This window comes from Micromonospora sp. NBRC 107095, assembly GCF_030269705.1.
Classification (GTDB): Bacteria; Actinomycetota; Actinomycetes; order Mycobacteriales; family Micromonosporaceae; genus Micromonospora; species Micromonospora parva.
In genome coordinates, this window is the sequence record NZ_BSTU01000006.1 from 292,325 (window position 1) to 307,758 (window position 15,434).

17 protein-coding genes are annotated in these 15,434 nt (G+C 70.2%); 10 read left to right on the top strand and 7 right to left on the bottom strand.

Annotation, left to right across the window (positions count from 1 at the left end; all coding sequences use genetic code 11):
• Nucleotides 1-37: 37 nt before the first annotated feature.
• Together QSK15_RS27100 and QSK15_RS27105 are read left to right on the top strand one after the other, a co-directional pair.
• Nucleotides 38-418, top strand: coding sequence for an SCP2 sterol-binding domain-containing protein (locus QSK15_RS27100; protein WP_285796909.1), 381 nt, complete (start codon nt 38-40; stop codon nt 416-418).
• Nucleotides 415-2,469 (top strand): amylo-alpha-1,6-glucosidase, encoded by a 2,055-nt coding sequence (locus QSK15_RS27105; protein WP_285796910.1) that lies wholly within the window; start codon nt 415-417, stop codon nt 2,467-2,469. Before QSK15_RS27100 ends, QSK15_RS27105 begins: the two co-directional genes overlap by 4 nt.
• A gap of 18 nt (nt 2,470-2,487) precedes the next feature.
• Here the strand turns inward: QSK15_RS27105 and QSK15_RS27110 are convergent, their stop codons facing one another.
• The 7 genes from QSK15_RS27110 to QSK15_RS27135 all read right to left on the bottom strand — a co-directional run bounded on the left by QSK15_RS27110 (nt 2,488) and on the right by QSK15_RS27135 (nt 7,591).
• A complete protein-coding gene (locus QSK15_RS27110; RefSeq protein WP_285796911.1) occupies nt 2,488-3,354 on the bottom strand; it encodes a hypothetical protein in 867 nt (288 codons plus the stop codon).
• A gap of 72 nt (nt 3,355-3,426) precedes the next feature.
• Entirely contained in the window at nt 3,427-3,930 is a 504-nt protein-coding gene (locus tag QSK15_RS27115; RefSeq protein WP_285796912.1) for a winged helix-turn-helix domain-containing protein, read from the bottom strand.
• 147 nt (nt 3,931-4,077) lie between these two features.
• The gene (locus QSK15_RS27120) at nt 4,078-4,398 is read right to left on the bottom strand and encodes a DUF1416 domain-containing protein (protein ID WP_279515534.1); all 321 of its coding nucleotides are present in this window, start codon (nt 4,396-4,398) and stop codon (nt 4,078-4,080) included.
• Between the two features lie 2 nt (nt 4,399-4,400).
• On the bottom strand, nt 4,401-5,249 hold the full coding sequence (locus QSK15_RS27125; RefSeq protein ID WP_285796913.1) for a sulfurtransferase: 849 nt from the start codon (nt 5,247-5,249) through the stop codon (nt 4,401-4,403).
• Nucleotides 5,250-5,455: 206 nt separating this feature from the next.
• A complete protein-coding gene (locus tag QSK15_RS32560; RefSeq protein ID WP_310503780.1) occupies nt 5,456-5,533 on the bottom strand; it encodes an Ms5788A family Cys-rich leader peptide in 78 nt (25 codons plus the stop codon).
• A 105-nt stretch (nt 5,534-5,638) separates the two neighbouring features.
• Nucleotides 5,639-6,427, bottom strand: coding sequence for an LmeA family phospholipid-binding protein (locus QSK15_RS27130; protein ID WP_285796914.1), 789 nt, complete (start codon nt 6,425-6,427; stop codon nt 5,639-5,641).
• A 105-nt stretch (nt 6,428-6,532) separates the two neighbouring features.
• A complete protein-coding gene (locus QSK15_RS27135; protein ID WP_285796915.1) occupies nt 6,533-7,591 on the bottom strand; it encodes a hypothetical protein in 1,059 nt (352 codons plus the stop codon).
• Between the two features lie 241 nt (nt 7,592-7,832).
• Here QSK15_RS27135 and QSK15_RS27140 point away from each other — a divergent pair, with 241 nt between their 5' ends.
• The 8 genes from QSK15_RS27140 to pstA all read left to right on the top strand — a co-directional run bounded on the left by QSK15_RS27140 (nt 7,833) and on the right by pstA (nt 15,431).
• Nucleotides 7,833-8,552 (top strand): winged helix-turn-helix transcriptional regulator, encoded by a 720-nt coding sequence (locus tag QSK15_RS27140; protein WP_209444464.1) that lies wholly within the window; start codon nt 7,833-7,835, stop codon nt 8,550-8,552.
• A 154-nt stretch (nt 8,553-8,706) separates the two neighbouring features.
• Nucleotides 8,707-9,576: a polysaccharide deacetylase family protein gene (locus QSK15_RS27145; protein ID WP_285796916.1), complete on the top strand. Its 870-nt coding sequence runs from the start codon at nt 8,707-8,709 to the stop codon at nt 9,574-9,576.
• Between the two features lie 58 nt (nt 9,577-9,634).
• Nucleotides 9,635-10,561, top strand: a complete 927-nt coding sequence (gene mshD / locus QSK15_RS27150; RefSeq protein WP_285796917.1) for a mycothiol synthase — start codon at nt 9,635-9,637, stop codon at nt 10,559-10,561.
• A 205-nt stretch (nt 10,562-10,766) separates the two neighbouring features.
• A complete protein-coding gene (locus QSK15_RS27155; RefSeq protein ID WP_285796918.1) occupies nt 10,767-11,270 on the top strand; it encodes a hypothetical protein in 504 nt (167 codons plus the stop codon).
• A gap of 111 nt (nt 11,271-11,381) precedes the next feature.
• Nucleotides 11,382-11,693 (top strand): SH3 domain-containing protein, encoded by a 312-nt coding sequence (locus QSK15_RS27160; protein WP_285796919.1) that lies wholly within the window; start codon nt 11,382-11,384, stop codon nt 11,691-11,693.
• A 420-nt stretch (nt 11,694-12,113) separates the two neighbouring features.
• A complete protein-coding gene (pstS, locus tag QSK15_RS27165) occupies nt 12,114-13,220 on the top strand; it encodes a phosphate ABC transporter substrate-binding protein PstS (RefSeq protein ID WP_285796920.1) in 1,107 nt (368 codons plus the stop codon).
• Between the two features lie 34 nt (nt 13,221-13,254).
• Nucleotides 13,255-14,346 (top strand): phosphate ABC transporter permease subunit PstC, encoded by a 1,092-nt coding sequence (gene pstC, locus QSK15_RS27170; RefSeq protein WP_285796921.1) that lies wholly within the window; start codon nt 13,255-13,257, stop codon nt 14,344-14,346.
• Complete coding sequence (gene pstA / locus QSK15_RS27175; RefSeq protein WP_285796922.1) at nt 14,343-15,431, top strand: phosphate ABC transporter permease PstA; 1,089 nt, start codon at nt 14,343-14,345, stop codon at nt 15,429-15,431. Before pstC ends, pstA begins: the two co-directional genes overlap by 4 nt.
• Nucleotides 15,432-15,434: the final 3 nt, after the last annotated feature.

Sequence of the window (15,434 nt, forward strand, 5' to 3'; positions counted from 1 at the left end):
CGACCCGACATGTCGGACAGCTGCCTACGATTCGGATGTGACCGAGGCGGCGGAGAGGTTCTTCGAAGCGCTGCCGTCGCGTGCCCCGGAGCTCCTGGGCGGCCTGGCCGAAGGCACCCTCCAGATCGACCTCGGCGACAACCACCGCACCGAACACTGGCTGGTCCGGATGCGGCCCGGGTCCGTGCAGGTCAGCCGCGAGCGTGGCCCGGCCGACGCGATCTGGTACAGCAGCACCGCCCTCTTCGACCGGCTGATCGCCGGGGAGGCCCAGGGGGTCGCGGCGGTGCTGCGTAACGAGAGCACGTTCAGCGGAAACGTGGTGCTCTTCCTCGCCTTCCGGCGGTTCTTTCCGGACCCGCCCGGGACCCGCGACCCCCGCGAAACGGCCCGTCGAGCAGCCGGGCGACAACGGTGAGAGACCTCGTCAGCATCCTGGACGGCAACACCTTCCTGGTCAGCGACCGACGTGGCGACATCGAACCGTCCTACGACTTCCCCACCGGGCTGTTTTCCTTCGACACCCGCTTCCTGTCCACCTGGGTGCTCACCCTGGACGGCGAACGGCTGCACGCCCTCTCCGTCGACGACTCCGAGTCGTACCGCACCACGTTCTTCCTGGCCCCCGGCGAACCCACCCACTACCTGGACGCGAAAGCGTCGGTGATCCGCAGCCGGGCGATAGTGGGCAGCTTCGAGGAGGAGCTGACCGTGCTGAACCACCTCGGCGCGGAGGTCGAGTGCACCCTCCGCATCGAGGTCGGGGCCGACTTCGCCGACCTCTTCGAGATCAAGGACGCTCGGCAGAAGCGGGGCCGGACCACTGTCAACGTCGGTGAGAACGAGCTGCGGCTGACCTACCGACGGGAGGCGTTCCACCGGGAGATGGTGCTCCGGACCACCGCGCCGGCACGGATCGACGAGACCGGGATGACCTTCCGGATCCGGATCGCCCGCAACGACAGGTGGAGCACTCGGCTGCACGTGTCCAGCATCGTCTTCGGGGCCCGCGGCCAGGACATCCGAGCCACCCTCCCGTACGGCGGCAGCCGCAGCGCGGACGCCATCCGGGCCGAACAGCAGGAGCTGATCGACCGGGCGCCGAAGCTCGGCTGCGACTGCGAGCCGCTGGCCGGGGCGTACCGGCGCAGCCTCAACGACCTGGCCGCGCTGCGCTACGAGTCGATCGCGCTGGGCGTGCGGCTGATCGCCGCGGGGTTGCCCTGGTTCATGACCCTGTTCGGCCGGGACAGCATCATCACCTCGTTGCAGGTGTTGCCGTTCCTGCCGGAGCTGGTCCCGCCGACCATCCTGATGCTCGCCGGGCTTCAGGGTCACCGGGTGGACGACTTCCGGGACGAGGAACCCGGCAAGATCCTGCACGAGCTGCGCTACGGCGAGACCGCCGGCTTCGAGGAGCAGCCCCACTCGCCGTACTACGGGTCGGCCGACTCGACACCGCTGTTCATCATCCTGATCGACGAGTACGAGCGGTGGACCGGTGACGCCGCCCTCGTTCGCAAGCTGGAGTCACAGGTCCGCGCGGCACTGAAGTGGATCGACACCTACGGTGACCTGCTCGGCACGGGCTACCTCTGGTACCAGACCCGCAACCCGGAGACCGGCCTGCAGAACCAGTGCTGGAAGGACTCCTGGGACGCCATCTCGTACGCCGACGGCCAACTGCCCGGCTTCCCCCGGGCCACCTGCGAGCTGCAGGGCTACGCGTACGACGCGAAGATGCGGGCCGCCCGGCTGGCCCGGAATTTCTGGAACGACCCGGAGTTCGCCGACAGGTTGGAGCGGGAGGCCGCCGACCTGAAACAGCGGTTCGACCGCGACTTCTGGATCCCCGAACGGGAGCACTACGCGCTCGCGCTGGACGCCGACGGCCGGCAGGTGGACGCGCTGACCTCGAACATCGGGCACCTGCTGTGGAGCGGCATCGTGGACGAGTCGCGCGCCGGCAAGGTGGTCGAACACCTGCTCGGGCCGCGCCTGTTCTCCGGCTGGGGGGTGCGGACGCTCGCCGCCGACGAGGGGCGGTACAACCCGATCGGCTACCACGTGGGCACGGTCTGGCCGTTCGACAACTCGATCATCGCCTGGGGGTTGTGGCGGTACGGCTTCCGGGACGAGGCCGGGCTGATCTGCGAGACGATGCTGGCGGCGTCCCGGTACTTCGGGGGGCGGCTGCCGGAGGCGTTCGCCGGCTACGCCCGCGACCTCACCGACTATCCGGTGGAGTACCCGACGGCGTGCAGCCCGCAGGCCTGGTCGACGGGCACCCCACTGCTGCTGCTGCGGGTGATGCTGGGGTTGGAGCCGCAGGGCGAACACCTGATCATCGACCCGGCCGTGCCGTCGGGGATGGGCCGCGTCGAGCTGTTGGACATTCCCGGTCGGTGGGGCGCTGTCGACGCGTTGGGCCGCAGTCGTGACCCGGAGGAACGGTCGGGCCAGGGCTGACCGGGCCCGGCTGCCGGCTCAGCCCGGGCAGCCGACGGTGGCGGCCAGCCGGGTGGCGTCCGGGCTGATCTCGGCAAGCACGGTGACGGCACCGGTGCGGTACGCGTACACCGGGGGTTGGTCCACCAGTGGGGCGTTGCCGGCCAGCGGGGCGAGCGCGGCCGTCGAGGCCGCCGGGCCGGGACCGTCAGCGGACCGCGCGGTACGGGCGAACCCGCCGCCGGCGCAGGGCGCGGTGACCAGCTCCGGCGCGGTGTCGCCCGGCCGGTCGAGTGCCAGCAGCGCGGCGCTCAGCGCGGCGGTCTCCGGGCCGGCGGCGGTGGCCGGGGCCGGCGAGTAGCCGGTGCCGACCGGCCGGCAACCGGTGTCGACGACCAGACGCACCCGGCCGTCACCTGTCGGCCGCCCCTCGACTGCCACGAACTCTCCGGCGTCGGCGCGCAGTTCGTGGCCGTCCACCCCGGGCCAGACCCCGGCCCGCCAGCTCGCCGGCAGCCGTTCGGCGATGCCGGTCAGCACGGCCCGCTCGTCGCCGATGGCCGCGAGCACACCGACCTCGCGTCGCAGCCTCGCCCCGTCGGCGAACGGGGTGACCCGGCAACCGGACGCGATCCGCGCCGGGCCCAGCTCCAGCAGACCCGCGGCACCGGCCGCGCGGGCCAGCTCGCCGACCGCCCGGTCGACCACCGGGCCGGCCTGGTCGAGGGAGCGCTGTTCGCGCACTGTTGGCGGGTCGTCCCGCACCGACACCCAGGTGAGCCCGGCCAGCAACACCGCCCAGGCCACCGTCCCGGCCACCAACCACCGCCGCCGCCGCGACCGGGCTGGTGCCGGCGCGGCGGGGCCGGCCGAGGAGGCCCAACCCGTCTGGACAGCACCGCTCACCCGGTCATGGTGTCACGGGCCCGCCGCCGGGCCGGCGGCGGAGCCGGTCGACGGCTGCTGGGCGACGGCGGGTCAGTGGTCGTTGCGTCGCGGCGGACGGTCGAGCCGGTAGCCGACCCCTCGTACGGTGTGCACCTGCGGTCCGTCCGGCAGGCCCCGCAACCGGCGACGGAGCCGTTTGATCGTGGACCGCAGCGCCGTGGTGTCAGCGCCACCCAGCGCGGCGGCACAGAGCTGTTCGTAGCTCCACACCACCAGCGGCGGGCCGATGAGCAGGGCGAGCAGCTCGCGTTCGGCCGGGGTCAGCGGGACCGGCTCGCCGCGCCAGGTCACCCGGTGTCCGGCCCGGTCGACGACGAGCCCATCCCATTCGACCGGGCCCCGCGCCTGGGCGCGCGGGTCGGCCCTCGGATCGACCGGCACCAGGCCCGTCGGTGACGACAGCAGCTCACGCAGCTCGGCCAGGTCGGCGCAGCTGTGCACCCGGGCGAGCCCGTCGAGTTGGCTCAGCACCCGCTGCCGCATCGACCTGTCGGCGCCCACGCAGACGACGATGGGGCCCCCTTCGTCGGACACGCCACTTTCATCCCTGAATTCCACCAGAAGATAGTGACGCATGCCGATGGATTTCGGCACCCGCCCCGGCGCGTCCACGGGGAACCGACACGACCGGGGCCGGCCACCCCGGGAGGGTGACCGGCCCCGGTCGATCAGAGCAGTGGGTCAGGCGACGGTGACGGCAACCTCGTTGACACCCCGGCCGGCGGTGACCGCGGTGTCGCCGTTGCCGTGCCGGGACAACGCCCGCAGGGTCCAGGAGCCCGGCGCGGCGAAGAACCGGAACTGCCCAGCGGCCGAGGTGACCACCTCGGCGGTGAACTCACCCGTCGAGTCGAGCAGCCGGACGTACGCCCCCGGCACCGGTTCGGCCTCGGCGGAGCGGACGACACCGGTGATGACGGTTTCCTTCTCCAGGTCCAGGCTGGCCGGCAGCGGCGCGGCCTGGTCCGGTGCGGCGCAGCTTGCAGCGGTGGGAAGAGTCATGATCAGGCCTCCCCGGGTTCGTCGCCGAGCGCCACCGGCACACCGACCAGCGAGCCGTACTCGGTCCAGGAGCCGTCGTAGTTCTTGACGTTGCGGTGACCCAACAGCTCCTGGAGCACGAACCAGGTGTGCGACGAGCGCTCACCGATCCGGCAGTATGCGATGGTCTCCTTGCCGTCGTTGAGCCCCGCGTCGCCGTAGATCTTGCGCAGCTCGTCGTCGGACCGGAAGGTGCCGTCCTCGTTGGCCGCCTTGGACCACGGCACGCTGATCGCGGTGGGGATGTGGCCGGCCCGCTGCGCCTGCTCCTGCGGCAGGTGGGCGGGGGCGAGCAGGCGACCCGCGAACTCGTCGGGGCTGCGCACGTCGACCAGGTTCTTGGTGCCGATCGCGGCGACGACCTCGTCCCGGAAGGCCCGGATGGAGGTGTCCGGCTCCTGCGCGACGTACTGCGTCGCCGGGCGGGAGACCTGGTCGGTGACGAGCGGGCGGGCATCCAGCTCCCACTTCTTGCGGCCGCCGTCGAGCAGCTTCACGTCGCGGTGGCCGTAGAGCTTGAAGTACCAGTACGCGTACGCGGCGAACCAGTTGTTGTTGCCGCCGTAGAGCACCACGACGTCGTCGTTGCTGATGCCCCGCTCGGAGAGCAGCGCCTCGAACTGCGTCTTGTTGACGAAGTCCCGGCGGACCTGATCCTGAAGGTCGGTCTTCCAGTCGATCTTGATGGCGCCGGCGATGTGGCCGGTGTCGTAGGCCGAGGTGTCCTCGTCGACCTCGACGAAGACGACGCCCGGGGCGTCGAGGTTCTTCTCGGCCCACTCGGCCGAAACGAGTGCGGTGTCGCGACTCATCGAATCACTCCCTGGTGAGGATGGATGGTGAGCCAACGCGCGCGAATCGATTGACGTATCTGTCGCACCACGCGCGGGACCCAGCGGAAGGACGGGATCACGGGTTCGTGCGACGGCGCCGCTGCCGGGCGTTCGGTGGGATAACCGGAGGGTGCGAGAACCCTGTGCCGGTGGCCGCCGTCAGGCGGCCGGAGACAGCCCCGCCGTCAGATGACGGGGCGACACAGGCAGGTGGCCACGCGGCACAGGTCGACCGCGCGCCGTTTGGTGAGGTGGGTCCCCATGGCCAGGGAGCCTACCAGCCAGTGACCGAGCTGCCACTCAGCCGACCACCATCCGGGAATCGACGGGCCTGCCAAGGATTTCGGCGTCCCACCGCGCCTTCGGCGTCAGCCGACCGAGTTGATCGGCACGTTCTTCGCATCGGCGGTGACCGCCAGCCCTTCCGGCAGCGGACGGACCTCCCGGACTGCGAGTTGGAACGGCAGTTCCGGAAGCGGCACGTCGATGGAGATGCTCTTGGCGTAGTTGCTCAGGAAGGCACGGGCCAGCGGCAGGTTCGGCAGACCCGCGGCGTCCAAGTCGTTGAAGCGCAGGGCGACCGCGCCGTTGTCGGCGACGGTGACGTCGGCGGTGCCGCTGATGGTGAGCCGCTGACCGAGGATGTCGGCCGGGGCCGTGACGGTGAGCTTGCCGTTCTGCTCGCCGAGGGTGAGCCCCGGGCGGTTCAGCAACGCGGCCAGACTCTCGTAGCTGATCGTGCCGGCGCCGTTGACGGTGTCCGCCACGATGTCACCCTGGCCGGTGCGCAGGGTGTCCAGCGAGGCCCGCACGTCACGGGCGGTCACGTCCAGCACCGGCAGCCGGACGGCGTCGCCCTCGACCGAGGCCTGCACGTCCCGCAGGTTGATGGTGATCCGCTGGTAACGCCCATCGAGCACCTGGGTGAGGAACGGAACTCCGCCCACCTCCACCTCGGGGGCGGCGGATTGCGCGCCCTGCTTGGCGATCTCCTGCTGCACCCGGTCGGCGATGGTCCGCTCGGCAACCCCGACCGCCACCCGGTCGGCGACCACCAGCAACCCCGCCACCAGCAGGAGCAGAACGAACAGCCCGATGAGCAGCTTGCGGCCACGCCGTCGGGGTCGCGCCTCGTCCACCGGATAGTCCCGCGCCACGCCGCCTCCTGTCTCCGCCCGTCGCGCCGCGACGGGGCGTTCGTACCGAACGCCGCAGGGCGGCGCACCCGTAGGTACCCGACCGGCTCCGCGCTCAACCGTGACTCAGAGGAAGAGCATGCACATGGCGTACGCGGCGGGTGCCGCCAGAGCGAAGCCACCGAGTGGACCCTGCATGTGCCGGGCCACCCACATCGTGGGCGGTTCACCGGCCATCAACCGGCCCGCCTCCGCGTACCCCACGGCGAGGTCGGAGAGGACGGCGGTGACGGCCGCGACCAGGCCGATCACGGCGGCCCGGGTTGGTGTGAACGGGGTTACCAGATAGCTGCCGAGGAGGGCGCTGGTCAGCGTGCCGACCATCGCGCCGGCCACCACGCCGGCGGCGCCCCGGGGCACCTGCGGGGCCAGCCGCGGCCACGGCAGGACGGCGTCGGTGAGCCGGGCGACGGTGAGCGCGACACCGCTCGCGGTCAGGCAGACGGTGATCGCCTGGGTGCCGGCCGGGATGCGGCTGAGCACGATCAGGGTGCCGAGGGCCACCACCCCGACCACGATGAGCAGGGTGGCCCCGAGCGAGTCGGTGACCCGGACCCGGTCGACCCGACGGACCAACTGGCCGAGCACCGCGGCGAGGAACCCGCCAACGGCCAGGTAGCCCAGCGGTGCCAGGCCGGCGACGTCGGTCTGCACCGCGGCGGTGTCGGCCAGCGCCGCGACCGCGGCGCTGATCCCGGCGACCACCAGCAACGCGGGTGGGCGCATGGCCATCGTCCAGGCGAGCACGAACAGCAGTTGGACGCCGAAGACGATGGCCGCGAACGGCAGCCGGTGGCCGGGACCCGACGTCTGCGCGCCGAGCACCAGGCCGACGCCGAGCAGCGCGGCGAAGCCGGCGATGGTCAGCGCCAGTTGGCGATGCACCTCGACCGGGGGGATGACCTCCTCTTCCGGCTCGTCGATCTCGTCTTCGGATCGGCGGGCCGGCTCACCGGAGCGACGGGCCCGGCGGGGCCCACCCCGTTCGCGGCGATCGCCGTCGGTGGTGGCCGGACCGGTACGCGGCGCGGGCGGTTGGCCACGCGTCGGTGCGGCGGCCGGGCCCGGGCGGGACCCAGCGGGCCACGATTCGCGGCCGGCCTCGGGCGAGGTGGAGGGAAACACGACCCGATCGTGCCAGACCGACCGCCCGCCGCGGTGGTCACGGGTTTCAGCGACGTTAAAAACCAGGCCACGATCAGGGGCAAGATAGACAAACAGGATTTGGCCTGACGGTGCGGCCGAGGCGATCAGTTAAGCTCAACGCGTTACCCGCCCGTCAGCGACGCCGGGACCACGCAATTTCTCAGCGCACTCCCTGACGAGTGCGACTGGTCGCGTGCGGCCTCGGGCCGCCGGGACGGAGGTGATCGTGGAGATCCTGCTGCTGGTGACCGCACGCGCAGGGGAACCGTCGGCTGTGCTGCCGGCACTCGACCTGCTGCCGCACTCGGTCCGCACCGCGCCGCGCGACGTTCGCACCCTGGTCGCGGGCCCCAGCCCGGACGCGGTGATGGTGGACGCCCGATCGGAGTTGAGCGAGGCCCGGGCGACCTGCCGGATGCTGCACGCCACCGGGCTCGGCGTGCCGTTGGTCGCGGTGGTGACCGAGGCCGGTCTGATCGCGCTCAACGCGGACTGGGGCGTGGACGACGTCATCCTCGCCTCGGCCGGCCCCGCCGAGGTCGAGGCGCGGCTGCGGCTGGCTGTGGGCCGGCTCAGCAACGCGACCGCCGGCGCCGGCGGCTCGATCCGGGCCGGCGAGTTGACCATCGATCCGGACACCTACGCGGCGAAGCTCAAGGGTCGCCCGCTCGACCTCACCTACAAGGAGTTCGAGCTGCTGAAGTTCCTGGCCCAGCACCCGGGCCGGGTGTTCACCCGGGACCAGCTCCTGCGCGAGGTCTGGGGCTACGACTACTTCGGCGGCACCCGCACGGTGGACGTGCACGTCCGGCGACTGCGCGCCAAGCTCGGCTCGGAGTACGAGTCGATGATCGGCACCGTCCGCCAGGTCGGCTACAAGTTCGTCGTTCCGCCGTCACGGTCGCTTCCCGAGGCGGAGCACGCCCCCGTGCCGGTCTGATTCGCAGACCATCCCGGGCGATTTCCCATATGCCCTTTTTGCGCAGCTTGGCGGCTCTATTCTGACTGCCGGGTTTGTCGGAGAAAGGGGCGATGGTGCGCGCACTGAACACGGGGGCGACGGGCCGGCGTGACCGGCGGGCCGGGCGGAAGTCGTGACGGGGGGCAACTCCACCGCTCGGGCGGCGGGGATAGTGACGCTGGTGGTGGCGGGCCTGCTCGGCTCGGCGTACGTGCTCGGCCGTAGCCTCGTCCCCGACCAGACGCCGCCACGCTCCGCCGGCGCAACCACGAACGCCGACGGGCCGCACTACGCCGACCAACCCAGCGTCGGTGAGCTGGGTGCGGCACCGGGCGCCAGCAGCAGCGCCGGCCCCGTCGAGACCGGCCAGGACGGGTCCGGGCGAGACGCCGGAGGCGACAAACTGTTCGGCGCGCACTCCACAACCGGCACGCCACGGCTCGCGCTGACCTTCGACGACGGGCCGGACCCGCGCTACACCCCGCAGGTCCTCGCCCTGCTGCGCGAATACGACGTGCGCGCCACGTTCTGCGTGGTCGGCGAGAACGCGCAGAACCACCCCGACCTGGTCCAGTCGATAGTGGACGACGGGCACACGCTGTGTAATCACTCCTGGCACCACGACGTCGGTCTGGGCGCCCGGTCGGCCGACGCGATCCGCTCCGATCTGCTGCGCACCAACGCCGCGATCCGGGCGGCGGTGCCGAACGCCCCGATCGTCTGGTACCGCCAGCCGGGCGGGGCCTGGACGTACCCGGTGGTGTCGGTGGCGCGGCAGCTCGGCATGACCCCGCTGCACTGGTCGGTGGACCCGTCGGACTGGGACCTGCCCGGGGCCAGCAAGATCACCGCGACGGTGCTGAGCCAGGCCGAACCGGGTTCGGTGGTGCTGCTGCACGACGCCGGTGGCGACCGGCAGGGCACGGTGGACGCGCTACGCCAGATTTTGCCCGACCTGACCGCCCGCTTCGAGCTGGAGGCCCTCCCCACCGACCCGACCTGAGACAGGGCTTTGCGGCGACGGTCCGGGCGTCACGACACGTAGCGGATACGGTGGCGGAATGAGCAGCGCGGAGCCGACCAGCGACCAGGTGACCCGGACCGACCGACTGGCGGCGGCGGAGATCGCCGACGTACTGGCCCTCGCCAGTTCAGCGGGTGACACCGACGGGGCGGACCCGCTCGACGAACACGTCCTGCTCCGGCTGCGCGACTCCGACGCCGCCGCCGTGCACCTGATCGCCCGCGCCGACGACGGCACCCTCACCGGGTACGCGCACCTGGACACCACCAACCCGGTCGACGGGATCGGGGTCGAGCTGGTGGTGCACCCCGCGTACCGGCGACGGGGCACCGGCCGGGCGCTGGCCCGGGGCGTACTCGCCTCGGCCACCGGGCCGCTGCGGGCGTGGGCGCACGGCGACCACCCGTCGGCTGCCGCGCTCGCCGTCGACCTCGGCTTCACCCGGGCCCGGGTGCTCTGGCAGTTGCGCCGACCGTTGGCCGCCCCGCTGGGTGAGCCGCGCCTGCCCGACGGGGTGACATTGCGCGCGTTCCGACCCGGGGCGGACGACGCTGCCTGGCTGGCCCTCAACGCGCGGGCCTTCGCCGAGCACCCCGAGCAGGGCCGGTGGACGTCGGACGACCTGCGGGTACGCCTCGCCGAGCCGTGGTTCGACCCGGCGGGCTTCCTGCTCGCCGAGGAGACAGCCACCGGCCGGTTGCTCGGTTTCCACTGGACCAAGGTGCACGAGCGGCCGGGGTCGGCCCGGATCGGCGAGGTGTACGTGCTGGGGGTGGAGCCGACCGCGCACGGCGGCGGGCTCGGCCGGGCGCTGACCACCGCCGGGCTGGCGTACCTGCGGGACAGGCGCGGCCTGGACCGGGTGATGCTCTACGTGGACGACTCGAACACCGGGGCCGTCGCGCTCTACGAGCGGCTGGGCTTCGCCCGCTGGTCCGCGCACATCAACTACCACCTGGGCTGACGACCCGACACCGGGCTCACCGCGTCGGCATCCGCTTTCACCCGTGCCGATCCGTCTGTCCTGCAAAGGCACCGACAGGCGCAATCACCGCGAATAGCTACGGCTATTAGTCGCCGCCATGTTGCGCGAGTTAGCCGAAGGCTGAAATCTCGTTGAATAGAAGCGGAACAGCCGCCACTTCCTCAAGTTTCGCTCAAGAGAAACAATGGCCATTGACCGCTGCCGCATCGAAAAGCAGGATTACGTCATCGGTCGGACAGTCCGACGATATTCGGGGAATGGAGCCAAATTGAAGGCGAAAATCCTGGCCACCCTCGCGGTCGCGGCAACTGCCGTACTCGCTGTGGCCAATCCTGCTGCGGCGGCTACCGGCGACGCAGTCCTTTTCAACAACAACAACACCCTGATCACCTTTAAGACCGCCGATTGCACAGCTGACGGCGTCTTCAACTACCTCGACGCCACCATTACGCCGTCTCCGTTCAGCGTAGCCACCAAGAAGTACGCCGGGCCCAGCTGGTGCCGTTATGGAGTCAGCATCGACTACAAGGACTCCAACGGTGTACGGAAGACCACGCCGATCGCCTGGAGCGCCGACTTCGCCGAGATCCGGGGCTACGGCACTCGCTGCGTGACCAACCATTACATCCAGCGGCCCGGCAACGGCTCGTACGTCGTGCACCTGAACCACACCGGCGGCGGATGCTGACCTGAGAGCAAAAGCACGGGGGCGCAATAGACGCCCCACCCGGAAAACGTTCGAATGGAAGGACTCTCAATCGTAATGAAAAGCCTCCGAGTCGCTATCTCCGGAGTAGCCATGGCCGGCCTGGGCGCAACACTGGCATTGGTCCCGGCCGGCCCCGCAAGCGCTGCCGCCTACACGGTCACTGCATGGACTCGGGCAAATGTGCGTGCGCTACCTGACACTTCTTCCGCAATCGTGAGCTCTGTCGCCGCAGGCGGCCGCTACCCGGCGAACTGCTGGCTGAACGGCGAACTCGTATACGACTATGGCATCGAGCACGACCACTGGGTTCAGCTTCAACTGTCGAACGGCAAGCGCGGATACGTGCACGCCATTTACCTGAACGGCGACAACACAGGAAACGTGAACACCTACTGCGACTGACGACGCCACCGTGCCGCACGGTGCTGGCGACCCTGAGCCGCCGGCACCGTGCGGTGGGACAGTCCGCAACGTTGTCACCCACATCAGCACAGAACCTGCCGAGGGCTCAACCAAGATCACGGAGACGGGCCGCCGCGCTCACGATGCAGGAAGCACCGACCAAGACCACACCGTTGGCAAGAGGCCACCCTGGGCATGAAAAATACACATATACCCTGACACGGGGCGGCGCGTTCACTTAACGGACAACTCGCCCTCAGTAAGCGGTCACCTGGGCGGCCGTACGTGTTCACCTTGCGTTCACTTGCGACCGGCGAACCGGCTACCTGGCACTTCTAACTTTCGTGTCAGCCGGTCACTGCCGGTCCTCGGGGCCCCGGTATCGGGGCGCCAAGTCAGACGCGAAGGGAAACCCCTCAGGTGAAGCTCCAGCGGTACGGCGCGATTGCCGGCCTCGCTCTTGCTGCGACGCTCGGTCTCAGCGCATGCGGCTCGGACAACAACGAGCCCACCCCCGGCGCCAGCGCTTCGGGCTCGGCCGCCGCGGTCGACTGCGCCACCGGCACGGTGAACGCCCAGGGCTCGTCGGCGCAGAAGAACGCCATGGACGAGTGGATCAAGGCCTACCAGCAGAAGTGCACCGGTGCCAAGATTAATTACGAGCCTTCCGGCTCCGGCGCTGGCATCCAGGCCTTCATCGCCGGCACGGCGGACTTCGCCGGCTCCGACTCCGCGCTCAAGCCGGAGGAGCAGCCGCAGGCCGACGCCAAGTGTGCCGGCGGCAAGGCCATCCACCTGCCGATGGTGATCGGCCCGGTGGCCATCGCCTACAACCTCGACGGCGTGGACAACCTCCAGCTCAAGCCGGCCACCCTGGCGAAGGTCTTCGCTGGCAAGGTCACCAAGTGGGACGACGCGGCGATCAAGGCCGACAACCCAGGCGCCACGCTGCCGTCGATCGCAATCAACGCGGTGCACCGCTCGGACTCCTCGGGCACCACCGACAACTTCACCGACTACCTCAGCAAGACCGCTGAGGCTGACTGGACCTTCGGCAAGGCCAAGGAGTGGAAGGCCCCGGGTGGCACCGGTGCCGCCAAGTCCGACGGTGTGGCGAGCGCGATCAAGGGTCAGCCGGGCACCATCGGCTACGTCGAGTGGTCGTACGCCGAGAACGGCGGACTGAAGATGGCCAAGGTTGGCAACGGCAACGGTGAGTTTGCCGCGCTGACCGCCGAGGCCGCCGGCAAGACTATTGCCGGTGCTGCCATCTCGGGTGAGGGCGACGACCTCAAGCTGAAGATCGACTACAACACCAAGGAGGCCGGGGCCTACCCGATCGTCCTGGCGACGTACGAGATCGTCTGCAGCAAGGGCCTTCCGGCCGACAAGCTCCCGCTGGTCAAGGGTCTGCTGGGCTACGCGGCCAGCGCCGAGGGCCAGGCTGCCATGACCGAGCTGGGCTACGCCCCGCTGCCGGAGAGCGTCCGCACCAAGGTCGAGGCCGCAGTCAAGAACATCTCCTGACCGACACCACTCCGCAATCGAATCGAGCGAGCAGATGGGTGACACCCCCCACCGCTCGGCCGACGCCGGCACCGGCGGGACGCGCGTGACTCAGAGTCACGAGTGGCCCGCCGGTGCCTCGGCGCGTGTGGCCGAGGCACCAGTAAGCACCCGTTCCCCGGGCGGCGCCGGGCTGGGCGGCGGCAGCGCGCTGCCGCGGAGCCGGAAGTTCGGCGCCGAGCGGGCCTTCCGCGGTCTCACACTGGCCGCCGGCACAACGGTTCTGGTCATCATCGCCGCCATCGCGATCTTCTTGATCGCCAAGGCGGTGCCGGCCCTACGCGCCAACACCGAAAATTTCTGGACCTTCGAGGGTTGGTTTCCCAACGATGCTCAACCAAAGTTCGGCATCGGCGCGCTCGCCTTCGGTACGGTGCTCACCGCCACCCTCGCGCTGCTGGTGGCGGTTCCGATCGCCCTCGGCATCGCGCTCTACCTCTCCCATTACGCGCCCCGACGGGTCGGCACCACGCTCGGCTTCCTGATCGATTTGCTCGCCGCCGTCCCCAGCGTGGTCTTCGGTCTGTGGGGCCGGGAGGTCTTCCTCAAGCCGGTGCAGGATCTCTCCGTCTGGCTGAACAAGTACTTCAGCTGGATCCCGATTTTCGGGGGCGACGGTCCATTCGGAAAGTCGATTCTGCTCGGCTCGCTGGTGTTAGCGATCATGGTGTTGCCGATCATCACCTCGCTCTCCCGCGAGGTGTTCCTCCAGACGCCTACCGCGAACGAGGAGGCCGCCCTCGCCCTGGGCGCCACCCGCTGGGAGATGCTCCGCACCGCGGTGCTCCCCTACGGACGGCCCGGCATCATCGCCGCCACGATGCTCGGCCTCGGGCGGGCGCTCGGCGAGACCATCGCGCTGGCGATGACCCTCGGCATCACCTTCGGCATCTCGTTCAACCTGATTGAGAACGGCGGCAACAGCATCGCCGCCAACATCGCCAACACGTTCGGCGAGGCGAACGCGACCGGCCGGGGCGCTCTGATCGCCTCCGGCCTGGTGCTGTTCGCCATCACGCTGATCGTCAACATCACGGCGCGGGCGATCATCTACCGCCGCCGGGAGTTCACGGAGTCGGCCGCATGACCACAACCGCCACCTCCCACCGCACCCGGCCGCCGGCCCAGCCCGACTCGCTGCGGGCCAAGCGGCTGCCCTGGTACGCCGCGCCGGCCATCGCCGTGGCGGCCCTGGCGCTCTCCGCCGTGATCGTCTACGGCGCCGCCGTGGGCGGCCCGGTCCTCGTGGTCGTCCTCGGCGCGATCCTCTACCTGGTCGGGCTCTTCGCCGCCGCGAACGCGGTCGAGGGACGCCGCTCGGCCCGCAACCGCACCTGGAGCGCACTGATCCACTCCGCCTTCGTGTTGGCGGTGCTGCCGCTCGTGTCGGTGGTCTGGACGCTGGTCAGCAAGGGTGCCAGCCGGTTGGATGCCACCTTCTTCCAGACCTCGATGAACAACATCGGGGCCCGGGACGCCAACGGCGGCGCGTACCACGCGATCGTCGGCACCCTGGAGCAGGTCGGTATCGCCACCCTGATCACCGTCCCGCTCGGCGTGCTCTGCGCGATCTACATCGTCGAGTACGGGCGGGGCAAGTTCGCCTTTGCGATCCGGTTCTTCGTGGACGTGATGACCGGCATCCCGTCGATCGTCTCCGGCCTCTTCGTGCTGGCGTTCTGGGTGCTGATCGTGTCGCCGTGGTTCAACGACGGTCGGCCCAGCTTCTCCGGCTTCGCCGCCGCGCTCGCGCTGAGCGTGCTCATGCTGCCCACCATCGTCCGGTCCACCGAGGAGATGCTCCGCCTCGTGCCAGCGCCGCTGCGCGAGGGCGCGTACGCGCTCGGCGTACCCAAGTGGAAGACGATCCTGCGGGTGGTGCTGCCGACGGCGCTGCCCGGCATCGTCACCGGCGTCATGCTCGCCATCGCCCGCGCGGCCGGTGAGACCGCGCCGGTGCTGCTGGTCGCTGGCGGTGGCGCGGCGATCAACACCAACCCCTTCGAGAACAACCAGTCGTCGCTGTCCCTCTTCGTCTACCAGCAGGCCGGCGACGCGTCGAAGTACGCCCCGGCACGGGCGTGGACCGCGGCACTCACCCTGGTCGCCCTCGTGCTCATCCTGACGATCGCGGCGAAGCTGCTGGCCCGTCGCAACAGGCTCAGCCGATGAACC